This window comes from Streptomyces beigongshangae, assembly GCF_019710745.1.
Classification (GTDB): domain Bacteria; phylum Actinomycetota; class Actinomycetes; order Streptomycetales; family Streptomycetaceae; genus Streptomyces; species Streptomyces beigongshangae.
Genome location: NZ_JAHKJW010000013.1, coordinates 71,134 through 90,999, shown reverse-complemented (window position 1 = coordinate 90,999; position 19,866 = coordinate 71,134). Strand labels below are relative to the sequence as shown.

Genomic DNA, 19,866 nt, shown 5'->3' with positions numbered 1-19,866 from the left:
GCCGGGGGCCGGGGCCGGGGGGCCTCTGCCGAGGGCCGGAGGCAGGGGGCCGGGGGCAGGGGGCAGGGGGCAGGGGGCAGGGGGCAGGGGGCCTCTGCCGGGTGCCGGTCCGTCGTGGTTGCTCGCGCAGTTCCCGCGCCCCTGGAGGGCGCTCCCTCGGGACGCCCTCGGCGGGGAGTGTTCAGCGGGCGTTGAAGTACTTGGCCTCCGGGTGGTGGATGACGATCGCGTCCGTGGACTGCTCCGGGTGGAGCTGGAACTCCTCGGAGAGGTGGACGCCGATCCGCTCGGGCTCCAGGAGGCGGGCGATCTTGGCGCGGTCCTCCAGGTCCGGGCAGGCGCCGTAGCCCAGGGAGAAGCGGGCGCCGCGGTACTTGAGCGCGAACATGTCCTCCATCCCGGCGGGGTCCTCCCCCGCGAAGCCGAGTTCGGAGCGCACACGCGCGTGCCAGTACTCGGCGAGGGCCTCGGCGAGCTGGACGGACAGGCCGTGCAGTTCGAGGTAGTCGCGGTAGGAGTTCGCCTCGAACAGCTTCGCCGTCTCCTCGCCGATGCGGGAGCCCACGGTGACGACCTGGAGGCCGACGACGTCCGTCTCGCCGGACTCCTCCGGGCGGAAGAAGTCGGCCAGGCACAGCCGGCGGCCGCGGCGCTGGCGCGGGAAGGTGAAGCGGGTGCGTTCGTTGCCCTGCTCGTCCAGCAGGATCAGGTCGTCGTCCTTGGACACACAGGGGAAGTAGCCGTAGACGACGGCCGCCTCCAGCAGGTTGCCGGTCTGCAGCTGGTCCAGCAGACCGCGCAGCCGCGGCCTGCCCTCGGTCTCCACCAGCTCCTCGTAGGTGGGCCCGTCGCCCGTGCGTGCCTGCTTGAGGCCCCACTGGCCCTTGAACAGCGCGCCCTCGTCGAGCCAGGACGCGTACTCCTTGAGCTGGATGCCCTTGATGACGCGGGTGCCCCAGAAGGGCGGCCGCGGGACCGGGTTGTCGGTGGCCACGTCCGAGCGGGCCGCGCCCTCCTCGGGGCGCTCCTCAACGACGGTCCGCTCGGTGGCCCGGACGCGGCGCTGCTTCAGTTCCGGCAGGACCGCGCCGGGCACGCCGCGCTTGACCCCGATCAGGGCGTCCATCAGGCGCAGGCCCTCGAAGGCGTCGCGGGCGTAGCGGACCTCGCCCTCGTAGATCTCGTGCAGGTCCTGCTCGACGTACGCCCGGGTCAGGGCGGCGCCGCCGAGGATCACCGGGTAGTCGGCGGCCAGCTTGCGCTGGTTCAGCTCCTGCAGGTTCTCCTTCATGATCACCGTGGACTTGACCAGCAGTCCCGACATGCCGATGACGTCGGCGCGGTGCTCCTGGGCGGCCTCCAGGATCGCGGAGACGGGCTGCTTGATGCCGAGGTTGACCACGGTGTAGCCGTTGTTGGACAGGATGATGTCGACGAGGTTCTTGCCGATGTCGTGCACGTCGCCGCGCACGGTGGCCAGCACGATGGTGCCCTTGCCCTGGTCGTCGGTCTTCTCCATGTGGGGCTCCAGGTGGGCCACCGCGGTCTTCATGACCTCGGCGGACTGGAGCACGAACGGCAGCTGCATCTGGCCCGAGCCGAACAGCTCGCCGACGACCTTCATACCGTCCAGGAGCGTCTCGTTGACGATGTCGAGGGCGGGCCGCTCCTTCAGGGCGTCGTCGAGGTCCTGTTCGAGGCCGTTCTTCTCGCCGTCAATGATGCGGCGCTTGAGCCGCTCCTCCAGGGGCAGGGCCGCCAGCTCCTCGGCCCGGCCGGCCTTGAGGGACTTGGTGGTGGCGCCCTCGAAGAGTGCCATCAGCTTCTGCAGCGGGTCGTAGCCCTCGCGGCGGCGGTCGTAAATGAGGTCGAGGGCGGTGGTGACCTCCTCCTCGCTGAAGCGGGCGATGGGGAGGATCTTGGAGGCGTGCACGATCGCCGAGTCGAGGCCGGCCTTGACGCACTCGTCGAGGAAGACGGAGTTCAGCAGGACGCGGGCGGCCGGGTTGAGGCCGAAGGAGATGTTCGACAGGCCCAGGGTCGTCTGGACCTCGGGGTGGCGCTCCTTGAGGCGGCGGATGGCCTCGACGGTGGCGACGCCGTCGCGGCGGGACTCCTCCTGGCCGGTGCAGATGGTGAAGGTCAGGGTGTCGATGAGGATGTCCGACTCGTGGATGCCCCAGTTGCCGGTGAGGTCCTCGATGAGGCGCTCGGCGATCGCGACCTTCGTCTCGGGGGTGCGGGCCTGGCCCTCCTCGTCGATGGTCAGGGCGATCAGCGCGGCGCCGTGCTCCCGCGCGAGGGCGGTGACCTTCGCGAACCGTGACTCGGGGCCGTCGCCGTCCTCGTAGTTGACGGAGTTGATGACCGCGCGCCCGCCGAGCTTCTCCAGACCGGCCCGGATCACCTCGACCTCGGTGGAGTCCAGCACGATCGGCAGGGTGGAGGCGGTGGCGAAGCGGCCGGCCAGCTCCTCCATGTCGGCGACGCCGTCGCGGCCCACGTAGTCGACGCACAGGTCGAGCATGTGCGCGCCCTCGCGGATCTGGTCGCGGGCCATCTCGACGCAGTCGTCCCAGCGGCCCTCCAGCATGGCCTCGCGGAACTTCTTCGAGCCGTTGGCGTTGGTGCGCTCGCCGATCGCCATGTACGCGGTGTCCTGGCGGAACGGCACGGTCTGGTAGAGCGAGGCGGCGCCGGGCTCGGGCCGCGGGTCGCGGGGGGCCGGCGTGAGGTCCCGTACCCGCTCGACGACCTGCCGCAGGTGCTCGGGGGTCGTGCCGCAGCAGCCGCCGATCAGGGAGAGGCCGTACTCGGTGACGAAGGTCTCCTGCGCGTCGGCCAGGCCCTCGGGGTCGAGGGGGAAGTGCGCGCCGTCCTTGGTGAGGACGGGCAGGCCCGCGTTGGGCATGCACAGCAGCGGGATGCGGGAGTGACGGGCGAGGTAGCGCAGGTGCTCGCTCATCTCGGCGGGCCCGGTGGAGCAGTTCAGGCCGATCATGTCGATGCCGAGCGGTTCCAGCGCGGTGAGCGCGGCGCCGATCTCCGAGCCGAGCAGCATGGTGCCGGTGGTCTCGAACGCCATCGAGACGACCAGCGGCACGTCGCTGCCGGTCGCCTCCAGCGCGCGCCGGGCACCCAGCACGGATGCCTTGGTCTGCAGCAGGTCCTGGGTCGTCTCGACGATCAGGGCGTCGGCGCCGCCGGCGAGCAGTCCCTCGACGTTGGCCTGGTAGCCGTCGCGGATCACGGCGTAGTCGACGTGGCCGAGCGTGGGCAGCTTGGTGCCGGGACCGACCGAGCCCAGGACCCAGCGCTGCCGCCCGGTGGAGGCGGTGAACTCGTCGGCGACCTCGCGGGCGATGCGGGCACCGGCCTCGGACAGCTCGTGGACGCGGTCGGCGATGTCGTACTCGGACGCGGCCGTGTGGTTGGCGCCGAAGGTGTTGGTCTCCACGCAGTCGACGCCGACCGCGAAGTACTCCTGGTGGACGGAGCGCACGATGTCGGGGCGCGTGACATTCAGGATCTCGTTGCAGCCTTCGAGGTTCTCGAAGTCGTCGAGGGTCGGATCCTGTGCCTGGAGCATCGTGCCCATCGCGCCGTCGGCCACCACCACCCGGGTGGCGAGCGCCTCGCGGAGGGCGTCGGCTCGGGCGCGGCCGGCGCCGGATTCGGACGGAAGGGACGGGTTCGGCAACGAGGCCATGGAAGATGCTCCCTGGGGTGCGACGGCTGTCGGCTTTGCGCTTCTCCTGGAAGGCGCACGCCGTCAGGGTAGCCCGCGGCGGCCCGGATGGGGCGGGGGCGTCCACGGGACGGACCGGCGATCCGCGGCCGGCACCCGCGGGGCGTGTTCGCGACCCCTCGCGACCACCCGTTAGCGGGAGGTCGACGGTGAGCGGTAATGTTCGACATTGCCGAACGGTGGCGGCGAAGCAGCGACCGTCGGCCCAAGGGGACGGAGGGCAGGACGGCGATGGCACGGAACATCCAGTCGCTCGAACGGGCGGCCGCGATGCTGCGGCTGCTCGCGGGCGGGGAGCGGCGGCTCGGCCTGTCGGACATCGCCTCGTCGCTGGGCCTGGCCAAGGGCACGGCCCACGGGATACTGCGCACCCTGCAGCAGGAGGGCTTCGTCGAGCAGGACGGGCCCTCCGGGCGCTACCAGCTGGGCGCCGAGCTGCTGCGTCTGGGGACGACGTACCTCGATGTGCACGAGCTGCGGGCGCGCGCCCTGGTGTGGACCGACGACCTGGCCCGCTCCAGCGGTGAGAGCGTCTACGTGGGGGTGCTGCACCAGCAGGGCGTACTGATCGTGCACCACGTCTTCCGGCCCGACGACAGCCGGCAGGTGCTGGAGGTCGGGGCCATGCAGCCGCTGCACTCCACCGCGCTGGGCAAGGTCCTGTCGGCCTACGACCCCGTGGCGCACAGCGAGGCCCTGGAGGCCGAGCGCGAGGTGTTCACGACGCGCACGGTCAGCGCCCCCGACGAGTTCGAGGGCGTCCTGGACCTCACGCGCGCCCGGGGGTACGCGGCCGACGTGGAGGAGACCTGGACGGGGGTGGCCTCGGTGGCCGCGCCCATCCACAACCAGCGGCGGATGCCCGTCGGCGCGGTGGGGGTCACCGGGGCGGTGGAGCGGGTCTGCAAGGACGGCGAGCTGCGTCCCGAGCTGATCGCCGCCGTCCGGGACTGCGCCCGCGCGGTCTCCAGGGACCTGGGCGCCGGACGGTTCTGAGGCCCGCGGGAGAGCCGGCGGGAGAGTCCACGGAGAACCCGCGGGAGAACGCGCGGGAGAGCCCGTCCGACCGTCCGCGGGGAGTCTGTTCGATCGATCCGGAGTCCGCGGGCTCCGGCGGGGGAAGGAAGGCCGGTACGTCGTCGACGTACCGGCCTTTCCGGTGTGCGGCGACCGCGGAACGTGGCTGCTCGTACGCGGTGTGCGGTCGTTTCGGGGAGCGACGGGGCACAACGGTCGATAACGATCGGGTTTTCGACAACAGAAGCCTTGACGAGCTGGTATTGGCAGAGCAAGACTCCCGTCCATCGGTCGGCATTGTCGAACACCTACCGGCAATACGCGTTAGAGTGTGACAAGGGCAGGGCCGAGAACGACCTCACCTGAGGTCGCGGACCACCGGAGGGACCCGGGGTTCGCCTTCCCCTGGACGAAGGACAAAGGAGTCGCGGGTGTCCAGCTCCGACATCTTCATCGGCGAGACCATCGGTACCGCCGTACTCATCCTGCTGGGCGGTGGCGTGTGCGCCGCCGTCACGCTGAAGGCCTCCAAGGCGCGCAACGCCGGGTGGCTCGCCATCACCTTCGGGTGGGGCTTCGCGGTGATGACCGCCGCCTACATCTCGGCGCCCCTCTCCGGTGCCCATCTGAACCCGGCACTGACCCTCGGGATCGCGATCAAGGACGACGCCTGGGGCGACGTCCTGACCTACTGGTCGGGCCAGCTCCTCGGCGCCATGATCGGCGCGGTGCTCGTGTGGGTCGCGTACTACGGGCAGTTCCTGGCGCACCTCACCGACCGCGAGATCGTGGGCGGCCCCGGCGCGCAGGACGTCAAGTCCGTGGAGGCGCGGGAGGCCAAGGCGGGCCCAGTGCTCGGCGTCTTCTCCACCGGCCCGGAGATCCGGGTCGCGTGGCAGAACGTCGCCACGGAGGTCATCGGCACGGCCGTGCTGGTGCTGGCGATCCTCACCCAGGGCCTCAACGACAGCGGCAAGGGTCTCGGCACCCTGGGCGTGCTGATCACCGCCTTCGTGGTGGTCAGCCTGGGTCTCTCGCTCGGTGGCCCCACGGGGTACGCGATCAACCCGGTGCGCGACCTCGGCCCGCGCATCGTGCACGCCCTGCTGCCGCTGCCCAACAAGGGCGGTTCGGACTGGAGCTACGCCTGGGTCCCGGTCGTGGGACCGCTGGTCGGCGGAGCGATCGCCGCGGGCATCTACAACGTCGCCTTCGCCTAGTCGCCTTCGCTCGGAGCCGCACGGCCCCGGCGCCGACGTCCCTCCGGTACGGGACGGACGCCGGTCCGGAGCCGGGAGCACAGCACGCCGCCAGCCGGCACCATCCACGGACTTTCAGCACCACGGACCTCAGGAGCACACCGTGACCGACGCGCACACCGCCGGGCCGTTCATCGCCGCCATCGACCAGGGCACCACCTCCAGCCGCTGCATCGTCTTCGACCGGGACGGCCGGATCGTCTCCGTCGACCAGAAGGAGCACGAGCAGATCTTCCCCAAGCCGGGCTGGGTCGAGCACGACGCCGCCGAGATCTGGACCAACGTCCAGGAGGTCGTCGCCGGTGCCGTCGAGAAGGCCGGCATCACCCGCGACGACATCAAGGCCATCGGCATCACCAACCAGCGCGAGACGACGCTGCTGTGGGACAAGAACACCGGCGAGCCCGTCCACAACGCCCTCGTCTGGCAGGACACCCGCACCGACGCGCTCTGCAGAGAGCTGGGCCGCAACGTCGGCCAGGACCGCTTCCGCCGCGAGACCGGCCTGCCGCTCGCGTCGTACTTCGCCGGTCCCAAGGCCCGCTGGCTGCTCGACAACGTCGAGGGCCTGCGGGAGCGCGCCGAGGCCGGCGACATCCTCTTCGGCACCATGGACAGCTGGGTCATCTGGAACCTGACGGGCGGTGTGAACGGCGGCCGGCACGTCACGGACGTCACCAACGCCTCCCGCACGCTGCTGATGAACCTGCACACCATGCAGTGGGACCGGCGGATCGCCGATTCGATCGGTGTCCCGATGGCGATGCTGCCCGAGATCCGCTCCTCCGCCGAGGTGTACGGGGAGATCAGCGGCGGCAGGCTGGGCGACCTGCTCGGCGGCATCCCCGTCGCCTCCGCGCTCGGCGACCAGCAGGCGGCCCTCTTCGGCCAGACCTGCTTCTCGGTGGGCGAGGCCAAGTCCACGTACGGCACCGGCACCTTCATGCTGATGAACACCGGCGACAAGCTGATCAACTCCTACAGCGGCCTGCTGACCACCGTCGGGTACCAGATCGGCGACCAGAAACCGGTCTACGCCCTTGAGGGTTCCATCGCCGTCACGGGGTCACTCGTGCAGTGGATGCGTGACCAGATGGGCCTGATCAAGTCAGCAGCCGAGATCGAGACGCTCGCCCTGTCGGTCGAGGACAACGGCGGCGCGTACTTCGTGCCGGCCTTCTCCGGTCTGTTCGCCCCGTACTGGCGCCCCGACGCCCGCGGGGTGATCACCGGCCTGACCCGGTACGTCACCAAGGCGCACATCGCGCGCGCCGTCCTGGAGGCCACGGCCTGGCAGACCCGTGAGATCAGCGACGCCATGACGAAGGACTCCGGCGTCGAGCTCACGGCTCTCAAGGTCGACGGCGGCATGACCTCCAACAACCTGCTGATGCAGACCCTGGCCGACGTCCTGGACGCTCCCGTGGTGCGTCCGATGGTCGCCGAGACCACCTGCCTCGGCGCCGCCTACGCCGCCGGTCTGGCCGTCGGCTTCTGGACCGACACCGAGGACCTGCGCGCCAACTGGCGCCGGGCCGCGGAATGGACCCCGAACATGGCCGCGGAGACCCGTGACCGTGAGTACAAGAGCTGGCTGAAGGCCGTGGAGCGATCCATGGGCTGGCTCGAAGACGATGCTGACGAGGAGTAATTCGCGATGACCACCCTGCAGAGTGTCCCGGCCCCCGGGACGCACCCGGCCGACGGCTCCGCCGCGTTCGACGTGAAGGCGGTGGGCCGCGCCGAGACCCGGGAGCAGTTGTCCAAGGCGACATACGACCTCCTGGTGATCGGCGGCGGGATCCTGGGCATCTCCACCGCCTGGCATGCCGCGCAGTCGGGCCTGCGGGTGGCCCTGGTCGACGCCGGCGACTTCGCCGGCGCGACCTCCTCCGCCTCCTCGAAGCTGCTCCACGGCGGTCTGCGCTACCTGCAGACCGGCGCGGTGAAGCTGGTGGCGGAGAACCACTTCGAGCGCCGTGCGGTCTCCCGCCAGGTGGCCCCCCACCTGGCGAACCCGCTCACGTTCTACCTCCCCGTGTACAAGGGCGGGCCGCACGGCGCGGCGAAGCTGGGCGCGGGCGTGTTCGCGTACTCGGCCCTGTCGGCCTTCGGTGACGGCGTCGGCCACCTGCTGTCGCCGGCGAAGGCCGCGCAGGACGTTCCCGAGCTGCGCACGGACAACCTCAAGGCCGTGGCCGTGTACGGCGACGACCAGATGAACGACTCCCGGATGGCGCTCATGACGGTCCGCGCGGCCGTCGACTCGGGTGCCACCGTGCTCAACCACGCCGAGGTCACGGGGCTGCGCTTCACTCGGGGCCGGGTCACCGGCGCCGAGCTGAGGGACCGGCTCTCCGGCGACGAGTTCGGCGTGTCGGCGCGGCTGGTGCTGAACGCGACCGGGCCGTGGGTGGACCACCTGCGGAAGATGGAGGACGAGAACGCGGCGCCGTCCATCCGCCTGTCGAAGGGCGCGCACCTGGTTCTCAGGCGGACCTCCCCGTGGAAGGCCGCCCTGGCCACGCCGATCGACAAGTACCGCATCACCTTCGCCCTCCCGTGGGAGGACATGCTGCTGCTCGGCACCACCGACGAGGAGTACGAGGGCGACCCGGCGGACGTCTCGGTCACCGAGAAGGATATAGCCCAGATCCTGGACGAGGCCGCGTTCTCCATCCGGGACAAGCAGCTGACCCGTGATCTGATCACGTACTCCTTCGCGGGGCTGCGCGTCCTGCCCGGCGGCCCCGGCGACACGTCGAAGGCCAAGCGCGAGACGGTCGTCACCGAGGGCCCGGGCGGCATGCTGTCCGTCGCGGGCGGCAAGTGGACGACGTTCCGGCACATCGGCCGCACCGTCATGAAGCAGCTGGAGTCGCTGCCGGGCCGCCCGCTCGGCGACGACTTCGAGCCCGTCTCGGCGCTGCCGAAGAAGCTGCCGCTGCCTGGTGTCGCCAACCCGCGCGCGGTCGCGCACCGGCTCCTGGTCGACAACCCGGCGTCCGGTCCGGGCATGGCCGCCGACACCGCGCGGCACCTGGCGACCCACTACGGCTCGCTGGCCTTCGACATCGCGCGGCTGGCGGGTGAGCACCCTGGGCTGGCTCAGCGCGTGCACGAGGACGCCCCCGAGATCTGGGCGCAGGTCGTGTACGCCCGGGACCACGAGTGGGCCGAGACGGTGGACGACGTGCTGCGCCGCCGTACGACCCTGACGATCCGCGGCCTCGCGGACGACGAGGTGCGGGCCAAGGTGCAGGACCTGCTCGACAAGAAGTAGCGGGGCGGCCGTACGAGACGGCGCCGGGCCGAAGGGCGGCTGCCACCGGGCAGCCGCCCTTCGCCGTCCGGTGTCCTCTGCACGGGTGCCGGGCGACACGGCTTCTCATTGGCTGAGACGACAACTGCGTCTTCCCTGGTGGGCCACCGGCCGGAGTTACGATTCCGGGACCGGCCCCCGTCCCGGGACAGTGCGGTCCCCGGCGGGACCACGGGTCCGGCACCCCGCCCATCCTTGGAGTCGCTCCCATGACCCTGCTGACCACGTGGCCCGAGTCCGGGCCCGAGTCCACCGTGCGCCGCACCTCCGACCCCGCCGAGATAGCCGCCGCGCTCGCCCCGCTCGGGGTGCGCTACGAGCAGTGGCCCGTCCGCGAGGACGTCGCCGCGGACGCCGACGGCGGGACCGTCCTCGCCGCGTACGCCCGGGAGATCGAGAAGCTGAACGCCGAGGAGGGCTTCACCACGGTCGACGTCCTCGGACTGCATCCGGGCGACGACCCGGAGTACCCGGCGAAGGCGAAGGCCGCCCGGGAGAAGTTCCTCCAGGAGCACACGCACGACGACGACGACGAGGTCCGGTTCTTCGTCGCGGGCTCCGGCATCTTCTACCTGCACGTCGGCGGCGAGGTGCACGCCGTGCTCTGCGAGAGGGGCGACCTGCTGGGCGTGCCCCGCGGAACGACGCACTGGTTCGACATGGGGACGTCGCCGGCCTTCACCGCGATCCGGTTCTTCCACGAGGAGGACGGCTGGATCGGCAGCTTCACCGGCTCCACCATCGCAGGCCGCTTCCCCGACTACGACACCCTCGCGGCGGGGTACGAGCGGGACCGGGCCGCGGCGTGAGCCCCCGGGCGGTGTTCGACGTGGACGCCGTGGTGCTCGACATCGAGGGCACCACGAGCGCCACGGGCTTCGTCGTCGACGTGCTCTACCCGTACTCGCGCTCGCGCTTCGCGGCGCTGCTCGCCGGGCGGGGCGACGACCCGGACGTGCGGCGGGCCCTCGCCCAGGTGCGCGACCTGCTCGGGGAGCCGGACGCCGACGCCGCACGCGTGGAGAAGGCGCTGAACGAGTGGCTGGACGGGGACGTGAAGGCCACCCCCCTCAAGACCCTCCAGGGCCTCATCTGGGCGGAGGGCTTCGCGCGGGGCGACCTGGTCTCCCACTTCTACGACGACGTGGTGCCGGTGCTGCGCGGCTGGCACGGCCGGGGGGTACGGCTGCACGTGTACTCGTCCGGGTCCGTGGCGGCGCAGCGCGCGTGGTTCGCGAGCAGCCCGGACGGCGATCTGCGGCCGCTCGTCGACGGCTGGTACGACACCGAGAACGCGGGGCCCAAGCAGGAGCCCGCCTCCTACCGCCGTATCGCCGGGGCGGCCGGCACGGCGGGCGGGCGGCTCCTGTTCCTGTCCGACCGGCCGGGCGAGCTGGACGCGGCCCGCGCCGCGGGCTGGCACACCGCCGGGGTCCGGCGGCCCGGTGAGCCGTACTACGAGCAGGGCGTCGGCGACCACCCGCAGGCGGGCACGTTCGACGAAATCAACATCAGCATCAGCACGGGTACCGGCACCGGTACCGGTACCCGCACTTCGGGGAGCGCCACGTGAGCACCGGCATCAGCACACTCGACCTGGAGGAGGCCGGGGCCGTCCTCGCCGCCGAGTCCGCCCGCTTCGCCTCCTTCGGCTGGATGCGGGGCACCTCCGGGAACCTGTCCGTGGTGCTCTCCCGCGATCCGCTGCGGCTCGCGGTCACCGCCAGCGGGCACGACAAGGGCGAGCTGACGCCCGCGGACGTGGTGCTGGTCGACGGGCGGGGCGCCGCGGTGGACGGCGGGAAGCCGTCCGCCGAGGCCGCGCTGCACGCGCGCGTGGCCGCGCTGACCGGCGCCGGCGCGGTGGTGCACGTGCACACGGTGGCGTCGGTGGCGCTGGGGCGGCGTTCGCCGGACGGGATCGTCCTGAAGGACCTGGAGATGCTCAAGGGGATCGGCCAGCCCGCCCACGGCGTGGAGGTGCCCCTTCCCGTCATCGCCAACAGCCAGGACATGACGGTGCTCGGCGACCGGCTGGAGGCGGCGCGCGACCCCCGGATGCCGGCGGTGGTCGTGGCGGGCCACGGTCTGTACGTGTGGGGCGACACGCCTCGGCAGGCGCGTCATCACACGGAGGTCGTGGAGTGGCTGCTGGAGCTGGAGCTGACGGGTCGCTGACGGTTCCGTCCGTCGGCTGCGGGTGGGCGGGGGCCGTTCGCGCAGTTCCCCGCGCCCCTGGAAGACGGGGCTGCGCCCCGGTCCTCCCCCTTTGGGGGCGCGGGGAACTGCGCGGCCCGCCCCCAACCGGCCGCAGGCGGCGAACGGCCCCCTACCCCAGCCGGTCCCCGGGGAGCTCGCCCGCGGAGACCTCCAGCACGCCCCGCTCGGTCACCAGCCCCGTCACCAGGCGTCCCGGTGTGACGTCGAACGCGGGGTTGTGCCCGCGCGACTCCGCCGGCGCGGTCCGGACCCCGCCCCACTCCAGCACCTCGGAGCCGTCCCGCAGTTCGATGTGGATGTCGCGGCCCGTGGCCGTGGCGACGTCGACCGTCGTCGTGGGCGCGGCCACCAGGAACGGCACCCCCGCGTCGGCGCACGCCAGGGCGACCCCCACCGTGCCCACCTTGTTCGCCGTGTCCCCGTTGGCCGCGATCCGGTCGGCGCCGACGACCGCCGCGTCGACCTCGCCCCGCAGGATCGTTCCCGCGGCGGCCCCGTCCGCCTGGACGAAGTGCGGTATGCCCTCCTGGGCCAGCTCCCAGGCGGTCAGCCGCGACCCCTGGAGCAGCGGCCGCGTCTCGTCGGCGTACACGACCTCCAGCCGCCCCCTGGCGTGCAGTTCGCGGATGACGCCGAGGGCCGTGCCCCAGCCGGCCGTGGCGAGGGCCCCGGTGTTGCAGTGGGTCAGCACCCGCAGCGGCCGGTCCCCGCCGACGCGCTCCAGCAGCCAGTCCGCGCCGAACTCCCCCATCGCCCGGTTCGCCGCCACGTCCTCGCGCTGCACCTCGGCGGCCTCCGCGAGCACCGCGTCCAGCCCGTCGTCGAAGCGGGTCAGCACGCGGTCGACGCACACCATGAGGTTCACCGCGGTGGGCCGCGCCGCGCGGACACGGGCGACGGCGGCGAGCACCTCCTCGCGCGACCAGCCCTCGCGCCCGCCCTGGAGCATCGCGAGCGCCACGCCGTACGCCCCGGCCGCCCCGATGGCGGGCGCCCCGCGCACGACGAGCCGCCGGATCGCGTCCACCAGGTCGTCGACCCCGGTGATCCGGCGGGTCTCGGTGCGGTGCGGGAGGAGGGTCTGGTCGATGAGCGCCAGGCTGTTTCCGGTCCAGTCGACAGCGCGCAGTTCTCGGGGCACGGCGGGACACTCCTGACGTTCCGGGGATGCGCGACACCGTACATGACCTCGGAGAACTGTCGGAGAACCCTTGAGAACCACAGTTCGAGACAAGAATGCGGATGTCCGGAAACCGGTGTTACAGTCCAGCACCCGCAGCCCTGCAAGGCCGATACGCAGGAGGACGTGTGCTGACGACGCGCCGCTTCCTCGACCACGGCCGCTGTGCGAGCGACGGCTGTCGACGCTGACCGCCGAGGCACCGGCTCACGCTCCGGTGTCCCCCGTGCCGCCCCCCGCTCACCGCCGTCCCAGCGTTTCCGTTCGAGCGCGCACCGCCGCACGCACCTCCACGAAAAGGCCGGTCCCATGCCCCGTACCCCCACCCGCAGATCCCGTTCGCTCCGCCTCGCCGCCGTCGCCTCCGGCGCCGTGCTCGTGGCCGGGGCCGCCACCGGATGCAACGCCGCGGCGAAGAAGGACGACGGTCCGTCCGCCGAGGGCGGCGGCAGGTCCTTCACCCTGGTGACGCCGGACCCGGTCGGGCAGAACCAGTTCCTGAAGCTGGCGGTCGACGGCGTGAAGGCCGCGGCGAAGGCGCACGACGGGACGCAGAAGGTCTACCAGTCCTCCGACAGCGCCTCGCAGCAGCAGAACGTGCAGGCCGCGGTCGACGCCGCGCCCGACGTCGTCGTGCTGGTCGGCTTCGAGTTCGCCGACCTGGTCGCGCAGCAGGCCGAGGCGCACCCGAAGCAGCAGTTCCTGGTGGTCGACGCCTGCACGGCGAAGACGTACGCCAACGTGAGCTGCGCGGTCTTCCGGGAGCACGAGGGCGTGTACCTGGCGGGCGCCGAGGCCGGGCTGCTCAGCGAGAGCGGCAGGGTCGGCGCGGTCGACGTGCTCGACACCCCGCAGTTCCGGCGCTACAGCGACCCGTTCGCGGCCGGTGCGAAGAAGGTCGCCCCGAAGACGTCCGCCGACACCCGCTTCGTCGGCGGGCAGTCGCCGTTCGACGACTCGGCGCGCGCCAAGGAGCAGGCGAACTCGCTGCTCGCCAAGGGCACCGACCACATCATGGCGGCGGCCGCGGCCGGGAACTACGGCGTGTTCGAGGCGGCCGGGGCGAAGAAGGCGTACGCGTACGGCGTGGACGTCAACCAGTGCACGGCCGCGCCCGGCACCGTCGTCGACAACGTGATCAAGAAGACCGACGTCGCCGTGCGGGAGGGCGTCGAGCAGGTCCTGGACGGCAAGGGCGGCAGGACCGTCTCGTACGGGCTCAAGGAGGGCGGCATCAGCCTCACGGGCCTGGAGGACGGTGTGGAGTCGTCGAAGTGCGTGATCGCCGAGCACCGGGACGTGCTGGCGAAGGTCGAGGCGCTGCGCGACCGGATCGTGTCCGGAGAGCTGAAGGTCGATGACCCGGCGGCCGAGTGACCCACCGGCGGCGGACGCCCGCGCCGCGGAGGCCGGTGCCGCGGACGGGGCGCCGGCGGCCGTCGCCGGGCTGCCCCCGGCCGTGGAGCTGCGCGGCATCACCAAGCGCTTCCCCGGCACCCTCGCCAACGACGCGGTCCACCTGACGGTGCGGCGCGGCGAGATCCACGCGCTGATGGGCGAGAACGGCGCGGGCAAGTCGACGCTGATGTCCGTCCTGTACGGGATGGAGCGGCCGGACGCCGGTTCGATACTGATAGACGGGCGCGAGGTGTCCTTCGGGAGCCCGGGCGCCGCGATGGCCGCCGGACTCGGCATGGTCCACCAGAGTTTCAAGCTGTTCGACTCGCTGACGGTCGCCGAGAACGTCGTCTACCGGGCGGAGCCGCGCCGCTTCGGCCTGGTGGACCGGGCCGCGGCGCGCCGCCGGGTGCGCGGACTCGCCGCCGAGCACGGCCTCGCCGTGGACCCGGACGCCCGGGTCGGCGACCTGCCGGTCGGGCTGCGCCAGCGCGTGGAGATCCTGAAGCTGCTGCACCGCGGCGCCCGTACGCTCATCCTCGACGAGCCGACCGCGGTGCTGACGCCCGCCGAGGCGGACGCCCTGTTCACGGTGCTCCGCTCGCTGACCGCGCGGGGCCGCACGGTGATCCTCGTCACGCACAAGCTGCGCGAGGTGCTGGAGGCGAGCGACAACGTCACGGTGCTGCGGGACGGGCGGGTCGTCGCCCGGCTGCGGACGGCGGACACCAGCGGCGCGGGGATCGCGGCGGCGATGACCGGCCGGGACGTCGAGCTGGACCGCGTCCACCCGGCGGGCACGCCCGGCGAGGTCGTGCTGGACGTCGAGGGGCTGAGCACGGCGGGCGTGCACGACGTGCGGCTGTCCGTGCGCGCCGGGGAGATCGTCGGCGTCGCGGGGGTCGCGGGCAACGGGCAGAGCGAGCTGGTGGAGGCGCTCGCCGGGCTGCGGCCGGTGACCGCCGGACGGGTCGCCCTGCGGGGCGGGGACATCACGCGCGCCTCGGCCACCGAGCGGCGCGCCAAGGGCCTCGCCTACGTTCCGGAGGACCGGCACGCGGTGGGCACCGCGCCCGCGGCGTCCGTCGCGGACAACCTCGCCATGGGGCACCACCGCACCGCGCTGTCCTCGCGGCGCGGTCTGCTGCCGCCGTCGGCCGTGCGCGCCCACGCGCGCGAACTCGTCGGCCGCTTCGGCGTCAAGGCGGCCACGCCCGACGTGCCGGCCTCCTCCCTGTCGGGCGGCAACCTGCAGAAACTCCTGCTCGGCCGCGAACTGGCCCACGGCGCGCCCCTGCTGCTGGTCGAGCAGCCCACGCGCGGGGTGGACATCGGCGCGGTCCAGGCCATCCACGACGAACTGATCGCCTACCGCGACGCCGGCCACGCCGTCCTGCTCGTCTCCGCCGAGCTGAGCGAGATCCGCGGTCTCGCCGACCGGATCCTGGTGATGTACGAGGGCCGGGTGACGGCCGCGTACGACCGTCCGGACGCGGACGAGACGGCCCTGGGCCTGGCCATGGCGGGCGGGGCGCCGGCCCCGGCGCCCGGCACCCCCGACACCCCCGCGCCGGACGGAGACTGACATGGCCGTGGACAGCACCGGGGTCCTCGCGGCCCGTGCCAAGGGGGCGCTGCGTTCCCCCGTCACCTTCTCCGTCGTGGCCGGGCTCGTCATCGGCGCCCTGTTCCTGGTCGGCACCGGCGCCGATCCGCTCGCCGCGTACGGGGCGGTCGTCACCGGCTCCCTCGGGGGCGACGGGATCGGGGCGACGCTCACCACCGGCACCAGCGTGCTGGGCCTGGCCCTGGCGCTGGCGATCCCGCTGCGCGCCGGGCTCATCAACCTCGGCGGGGACGGCCAGCTGGTGCTCGGCGGCATCGCGGCCGCCGTCACCGGGCTGTACTCGCCGCTGCCCGCGCCGCTCACCGTCGTGCTGGCACTGCTGGCCGGGACCGCGGCGGGCGCCGCGTACGCCGCGCTGGCCGCGCTGTGCGAGAACCGGTTCGGGGTGCCGCTGCTGGTGAGCAGCCTCCTGCTGAGCTATCCGGCGACCTCGTTCGCCTCGTACCTGGTGCGCCACCCGCTCAAGGAGCCCGGCTCCAGCCTGCCCCAGACGCGGCGGCTGCCCGAGGGCGTGGCGCTGCCCGCCTTCGGCACGTCGACCGTGACGGCCGGCCTGGTGCTGGTCCTCCTCGCGGCGGCCGCGTACTGGTTCGCCGACCGGCGCACGGCCGTCGGGTACGAGATCCGGATGACCGGCCTCAACCCGCGCTTCGCGGCGTACGCGGGGGTGGAGCGCAAGGGGCTCACGCTCCGGCTGATGGCGGTCTCGGGCGGGCTCGCCGGGCTGGTCGGCTCGATCGGCGTGCTGAGCTTCCCGTACCGCTTCCTCGACGGGTCGCTGACCGCTCCCGGCTACACCTGGACCGGTCTGACGGCGGCACTGCTCGCCGCGGCGGCCCCGCTGGGCACGGTGCTGGCGGCGTTCTTCTTCGCCGTCCTCCAGGTCGGCGGGCTGTCCATGGAGCGCACGACCGAGGTGCCGCGTGAGCTGACGCAGGTGCTGCAGGCCATCGTCATCGTGTTCCTCGCGGCCCGCCTGCGCTTCCCGCGCCCGCGGCGCACGCGGGGGGAGGACAGGGATCCCGGCGCCCCGGAACCCCCCACCCCGGGTTCCGCCGTCCCGGGTTCCGCCGCGCAGAGGGAGGCCGTCTGATGTTCCTCGACTCCGATCTCCTGATGTCGGCGCTGCGCGCGCTGACCCCGATCCTGCTGGCCGCGCTCGGCGGCGCCCTGTGCGAGCGGGCGGGCGTCTTCAACATCGGCCTTGAGGGCATGATGCTGATGGGCTGCTTCACGGCCGTCGCCACCAGCTGGTTCACCGGCAGTCCCTGGCTCGGCGTGCTGGCGGCGGCGCTGGCCGCCGCCGCGTACTCACTGATCCTCGCGGTCGGCGCGGTCACCCTGCGCGGTGACGCGGTCGTGCTCGGCGTCGCCATGAACCTCCTGGCCGTGGGACTGACCAGCTTCCTGCTGCGCACGGTCTTCGGTGTGCAGGGCACCTTCGACGACCCGTCGCTGGCCGGGCTGCCGCTGGTCGGCGGCTTCTCGCCGCTCGCCTATCTGGCGTGGGCGGCGGTCGGCGTGTCCGCGCTGCTGCTGTCGCGCCATGTGTGGGGGCTGCGGCTGCGCGGGGTCGGCGAGGCACCGGACGCCGCCGCCACGCTCGGGGTGAGCCCGGCCCGCTACAAGTACGCGGCCGTACTCGTGTCCGGCGTGCTGTGCGGACTGGCCGGGGCGCAGCTCGCGCTGGGCAACGTCACGCTGTTCTCCGAGAACATGACGGCTGGCCGGGGCTGGATCGCGGTCGTCGCGGTCATGCTCGGGCGCGCCCTGCCGCTCGGGGTGCTGCTGGCCGCGCTGCTCTTCGGTCTCGCCGAGGCCGCGGGTTTCCGGCTGCAGGGCCTGGGCATGCCGCAGCAGGCGACCGACGCCGCGCCGTACGTCGTCACGCTCGTCGCCCTCTTCCTCAGCACGGCGCAGCGCCGCCGCCGCACCGCCCGTACGACCGGGAACGCCCGTACGACTGGAGTCGCCCCATGACGCAGGACCTGGCCCCGATCACCCGCATCCCCCGCGCCGGGCTGCCGCCGCGTGCCGTCGTCGTGGGGGACCCCGCGCGCGCCGCGGCCGTCGCCGCGCTCCTCGACGGCGCCGAGGAGGTGTCCCACCACCGCGAGTACCGCGCGTTCAGCGGGAGCTGGAAGGGCGTGCCGGTCGTCGTCGCCTCCCACGGGGTCGGCGCGCCGGGCGCGATCCTGCTCTTCCAGGAGCTGGCGGACGCGGGAGTGAGCACCTTCCTGCGGCTGGGCACGGCGGGTGCGATGCGGCCCGGCATCCAGGACGGCGACCTGGTCGTCGCGGAGGCGGCCGTACGCGACGACGGGGTGACCCAGCAGCTGCTGCCGCCCGAGTACCCGGCGGTGGCCACCCCCGAGGCGGTGCTCGCGCTCCAGCTCGCGGCGCGTGAGCAGGGCGCCCCGCACCACCGCGGTCTGGTGTGGACGCGGGCCGCCTTCCAGCCGGGACCGCTGCCGCTGTTCCCGTACGACGGGGCGGGGCTCGCGGCCATCGAGATGGAGCTGTCCGCGCTGTACGTGACGGCCTCGCTGCGCGGGCTGACCGCGGGCGGCGTGCTGGTGATCGACGGCGCGAACGCGGACGAGCTGGTGGACGAGGCCGCCACCGGCGGCTACGACCCGCACCGTGACGTCGTCGCGGCGGGCGTGGAGCGCGGCGGTGTGGTCGCGCTGGAGGCGCTGCGCCTGCTGGCCGAGGCCGAGGAGCGCGCGCTGTGACCGTTCCCTCCCGGCGGCCCGCGGTCGACCTGCTGGTGCACGGCGGTGACGTGCTCACCGTCGACGGGGCGGGCACGGTCGTGCGCGACGGGGCCGTGGCCGTCCGCGACGGCGGAATCGTCGAGGTCGGGCCGGCCGGGGAGTTGCGCGGGCGGTACGCCGCCGCCGACACCCTCGACGCGACCGGCTGCCTCGTGCTGCCCGGCCTGGTCAACGCGCACACCCACCTCGCGATGACGCTGCTGCGCGGCCGCGCCGACGACGTGACGCTGCAGGGCTTCCTGGAGCGCGTGTTGCGGTGGGAGAGCGAGCTGCTGTCGGCGGAGAACGTCGCGACGGCGGTCCGGGCCGCGATCGCGGAGAGCATACGGGCCGGGGTGACCTCGGCGCTCGACATGTACTGGTTCCACGAGGCCGCCGAGCGGGTCGCCGGGGAGGCGGGCTGGCGGCTGCACACCGGGCCGACCTTCATGGACGTACCGGACCCGCCCGACTCCCTCGCGTACGGGGAACGGCTGGAGTGGGCCCGGCGCGACCTGGCCGGGCGGAAGCGGGAGCCCGGCCGGCGGCCCGTGCTCTTCGCGCACTCCGCCTACACCCTCTCCCCCGACCAGCTGACCGGGATCGCGGCTCTGGCCCGGGAGTTCGGCGCGCTGCTGCACATCCACGCGGCGGAGAACGCCACCGAGGTCGCCACCGTCGAGGTGCGGTACGGCAAGCGGCCGGTGGAACTGCTCGACTCGCTCGGACTGCTCGGCCCCGACCTGCTGCTGGCCCACGCCGTGGACCTCACGGGTGCCGAGATCGCGGCGCTGGCCCGTACCGGCACCTCGGTCGCGCACTGCCCGGTGTCGAACCTCAAACTCGGCTGCGGCGTCGCCCCCGTGCCGCGGCTGCTGGGCGCGGGCGTGACGGTCGGCCTCGGCACGGACGGCGCGGTCAGCTCCAACACGCTGGACGTGCTGCGCTCGCTGAACCTCGCCGCCCTGGTGCACAAGGCCGGCGGGGACCCCACCGCCGTCGGCGCCGAGCAGGCCGTGCGCATGGCCACGCTCGAGGGCGCCCGGGCTCTGGGGCTCGACGACGCGCTCGGGTCGCTGGAGGCGGGCAAGCGCGCCGACCTGGTGGTGCTGGACCTGGGCGGCCCGCATCTGGCGCCCGCGCACGACCTGTGGTCGACGCTCGCGTACGCCGCCCGCGCCGGGGACGTACGGGACACGCTCGTCGACGGCCGCGTCCTGATGCGCGACCGTGTGCTCACCACGCTCGACGAGGGCGCCGCCCTCGCGGAGCTGGCCGCACTGGTGTCACGGTCCGGCCCCGTGTGAGTGTCACGGTCCCGCCCCGTGTGATCGTCATA

Annotated in this window: 15 protein-coding genes; 13 read left to right on the top strand and 2 right to left on the bottom strand. The window is 73.0% G+C overall.

Features of this window, described 5'->3' with window-relative positions:
• Positions 1-181: 181 nt before the first annotated feature.
• Entirely contained in the window at positions 182-3,709 is a 3,528-nt protein-coding gene (gene metH / locus KM933_RS12695; RefSeq protein WP_221351396.1) for a methionine synthase, read from the bottom strand.
• A gap of 270 nt (positions 3,710-3,979) precedes the next feature.
• Between metH and KM933_RS12690 the strand changes: the two genes are divergently transcribed.
• From KM933_RS12690 to mtnB, 7 genes are all read left to right on the top strand, one after another.
• On the top strand, positions 3,980-4,744 hold the full coding sequence (locus KM933_RS12690) for an IclR family transcriptional regulator (protein ID WP_221351394.1): 765 nt from the start codon (positions 3,980-3,982) through the stop codon (positions 4,742-4,744).
• A gap of 452 nt (positions 4,745-5,196) precedes the next feature.
• The gene (locus KM933_RS12685) at positions 5,197-5,985 is read left to right on the top strand and encodes an MIP/aquaporin family protein (protein WP_221351392.1); all 789 of its coding nucleotides are present in this window, start codon (positions 5,197-5,199) and stop codon (positions 5,983-5,985) included.
• Positions 5,986-6,127: 142 nt separating this feature from the next.
• Entirely contained in the window at positions 6,128-7,675 is a 1,548-nt protein-coding gene (gene glpK / locus KM933_RS12680) for a glycerol kinase GlpK (RefSeq protein WP_221351389.1), read from the top strand.
• A 6-nt stretch (positions 7,676-7,681) separates the two neighbouring features.
• Positions 7,682-9,307: a glycerol-3-phosphate dehydrogenase/oxidase gene (locus tag KM933_RS12675; protein WP_221351388.1), complete on the top strand. Its 1,626-nt coding sequence runs from the start codon at positions 7,682-7,684 to the stop codon at positions 9,305-9,307.
• Between the two features lie 248 nt (positions 9,308-9,555).
• A complete protein-coding gene (locus KM933_RS12670) occupies positions 9,556-10,155 on the top strand; it encodes a 1,2-dihydroxy-3-keto-5-methylthiopentene dioxygenase (RefSeq protein WP_221351386.1) in 600 nt (199 codons plus the stop codon).
• Positions 10,152-10,919: an acireductone synthase gene (mtnC, locus tag KM933_RS12665; protein WP_221351384.1), complete on the top strand. Its 768-nt coding sequence runs from the start codon at positions 10,152-10,154 to the stop codon at positions 10,917-10,919. Before KM933_RS12670 ends, mtnC begins: the two co-directional genes overlap by 4 nt.
• Positions 10,916-11,524, top strand: coding sequence for a methylthioribulose 1-phosphate dehydratase (gene mtnB, locus KM933_RS12660; protein WP_221351382.1), 609 nt, complete (start codon positions 10,916-10,918; stop codon positions 11,522-11,524). The genes mtnC and mtnB overlap by 4 nt, the downstream gene beginning before the upstream one ends.
• 151 nt (positions 11,525-11,675) lie before the next feature.
• Here the strand turns inward: mtnB and mtnA are convergent, their stop codons facing one another.
• Entirely contained in the window at positions 11,676-12,707 is a 1,032-nt protein-coding gene (gene mtnA, locus KM933_RS12655) for an S-methyl-5-thioribose-1-phosphate isomerase (protein WP_221351380.1), read from the bottom strand.
• Between the two features lie 348 nt (positions 12,708-13,055).
• Between mtnA and KM933_RS12650 the strand changes: the two genes are divergently transcribed.
• From KM933_RS12650 to KM933_RS12625, 6 genes are read left to right on the top strand one after another with little or no spacing between them, the layout of a single operon-like run.
• Positions 13,056-14,123, top strand: a complete 1,068-nt coding sequence (locus KM933_RS12650) for a BMP family ABC transporter substrate-binding protein (protein ID WP_221351378.1) — start codon at positions 13,056-13,058, stop codon at positions 14,121-14,123.
• Positions 14,104-15,729 (top strand): ABC transporter ATP-binding protein, encoded by a 1,626-nt coding sequence (locus tag KM933_RS12645; protein ID WP_221351376.1) that lies wholly within the window; start codon positions 14,104-14,106, stop codon positions 15,727-15,729. The genes KM933_RS12650 and KM933_RS12645 overlap by 20 nt, the downstream gene beginning before the upstream one ends.
• A 1-nt stretch (position 15,730) precedes the next feature.
• Complete coding sequence (locus tag KM933_RS12640; protein WP_221351374.1) at positions 15,731-16,864, top strand: ABC transporter permease; 1,134 nt, start codon at positions 15,731-15,733, stop codon at positions 16,862-16,864.
• Positions 16,864-17,751, top strand: a complete 888-nt coding sequence (locus KM933_RS12635; RefSeq protein ID WP_221351372.1) for an ABC transporter permease — start codon at positions 16,864-16,866, stop codon at positions 17,749-17,751. The genes KM933_RS12640 and KM933_RS12635 overlap by 1 nt, the downstream gene beginning before the upstream one ends.
• Entirely contained in the window at positions 17,748-18,506 is a 759-nt protein-coding gene (locus KM933_RS12630) for a nucleoside phosphorylase (protein ID WP_221351370.1), read from the top strand. The genes KM933_RS12635 and KM933_RS12630 overlap by 4 nt, the downstream gene beginning before the upstream one ends.
• Positions 18,503-19,834 carry an amidohydrolase gene (locus KM933_RS12625; protein WP_221351368.1) on the top strand — a complete coding sequence of 444 codons (1,332 nt, stop codon included), beginning with the start codon at positions 18,503-18,505 and terminating at the stop codon, positions 19,832-19,834. The genes KM933_RS12630 and KM933_RS12625 overlap by 4 nt, the downstream gene beginning before the upstream one ends.
• Positions 19,835-19,866: the final 32 nt, after the last annotated feature.

What these genes read in the sequence shown, in the direction of transcription:
- metH (WP_221351396.1), bottom strand. Translation starts at nt 3,709, where the DNA reads ATGGCCTCGTTGCCGAACCCGTCCCTTCCGTCCGAATCCGGCGCCGGC.
- KM933_RS12675 (WP_221351388.1), top strand. Translation starts at nt 7,682, where the DNA reads ATGACCACCCTGCAGAGTGTCCCGGCCCCCGGGACGCACCCGGCCGAC.
- KM933_RS12650 (WP_221351378.1), top strand. Translation starts at nt 13,056, where the DNA reads ATGCCCCGTACCCCCACCCGCAGATCCCGTTCGCTCCGCCTCGCCGCC.
- KM933_RS12670 (WP_221351386.1), top strand. Translation starts at nt 9,556, where the DNA reads ATGACCCTGCTGACCACGTGGCCCGAGTCCGGGCCCGAGTCCACCGTG.
- KM933_RS12640 (WP_221351374.1), top strand. Translation starts at nt 15,731, where the DNA reads ATGGCCGTGGACAGCACCGGGGTCCTCGCGGCCCGTGCCAAGGGGGCG.
- KM933_RS12635 (WP_221351372.1), top strand. Translation starts at nt 16,864, where the DNA reads ATGTTCCTCGACTCCGATCTCCTGATGTCGGCGCTGCGCGCGCTGACC.
- KM933_RS12690 (WP_221351394.1), top strand. Translation starts at nt 3,980, where the DNA reads ATGGCACGGAACATCCAGTCGCTCGAACGGGCGGCCGCGATGCTGCGG.
- KM933_RS12630 (WP_221351370.1), top strand. Translation starts at nt 17,748, where the DNA reads ATGACGCAGGACCTGGCCCCGATCACCCGCATCCCCCGCGCCGGGCTG.
- KM933_RS12645 (WP_221351376.1), top strand. Translation starts at nt 14,104, where the DNA reads ATGACCCGGCGGCCGAGTGACCCACCGGCGGCGGACGCCCGCGCCGCG.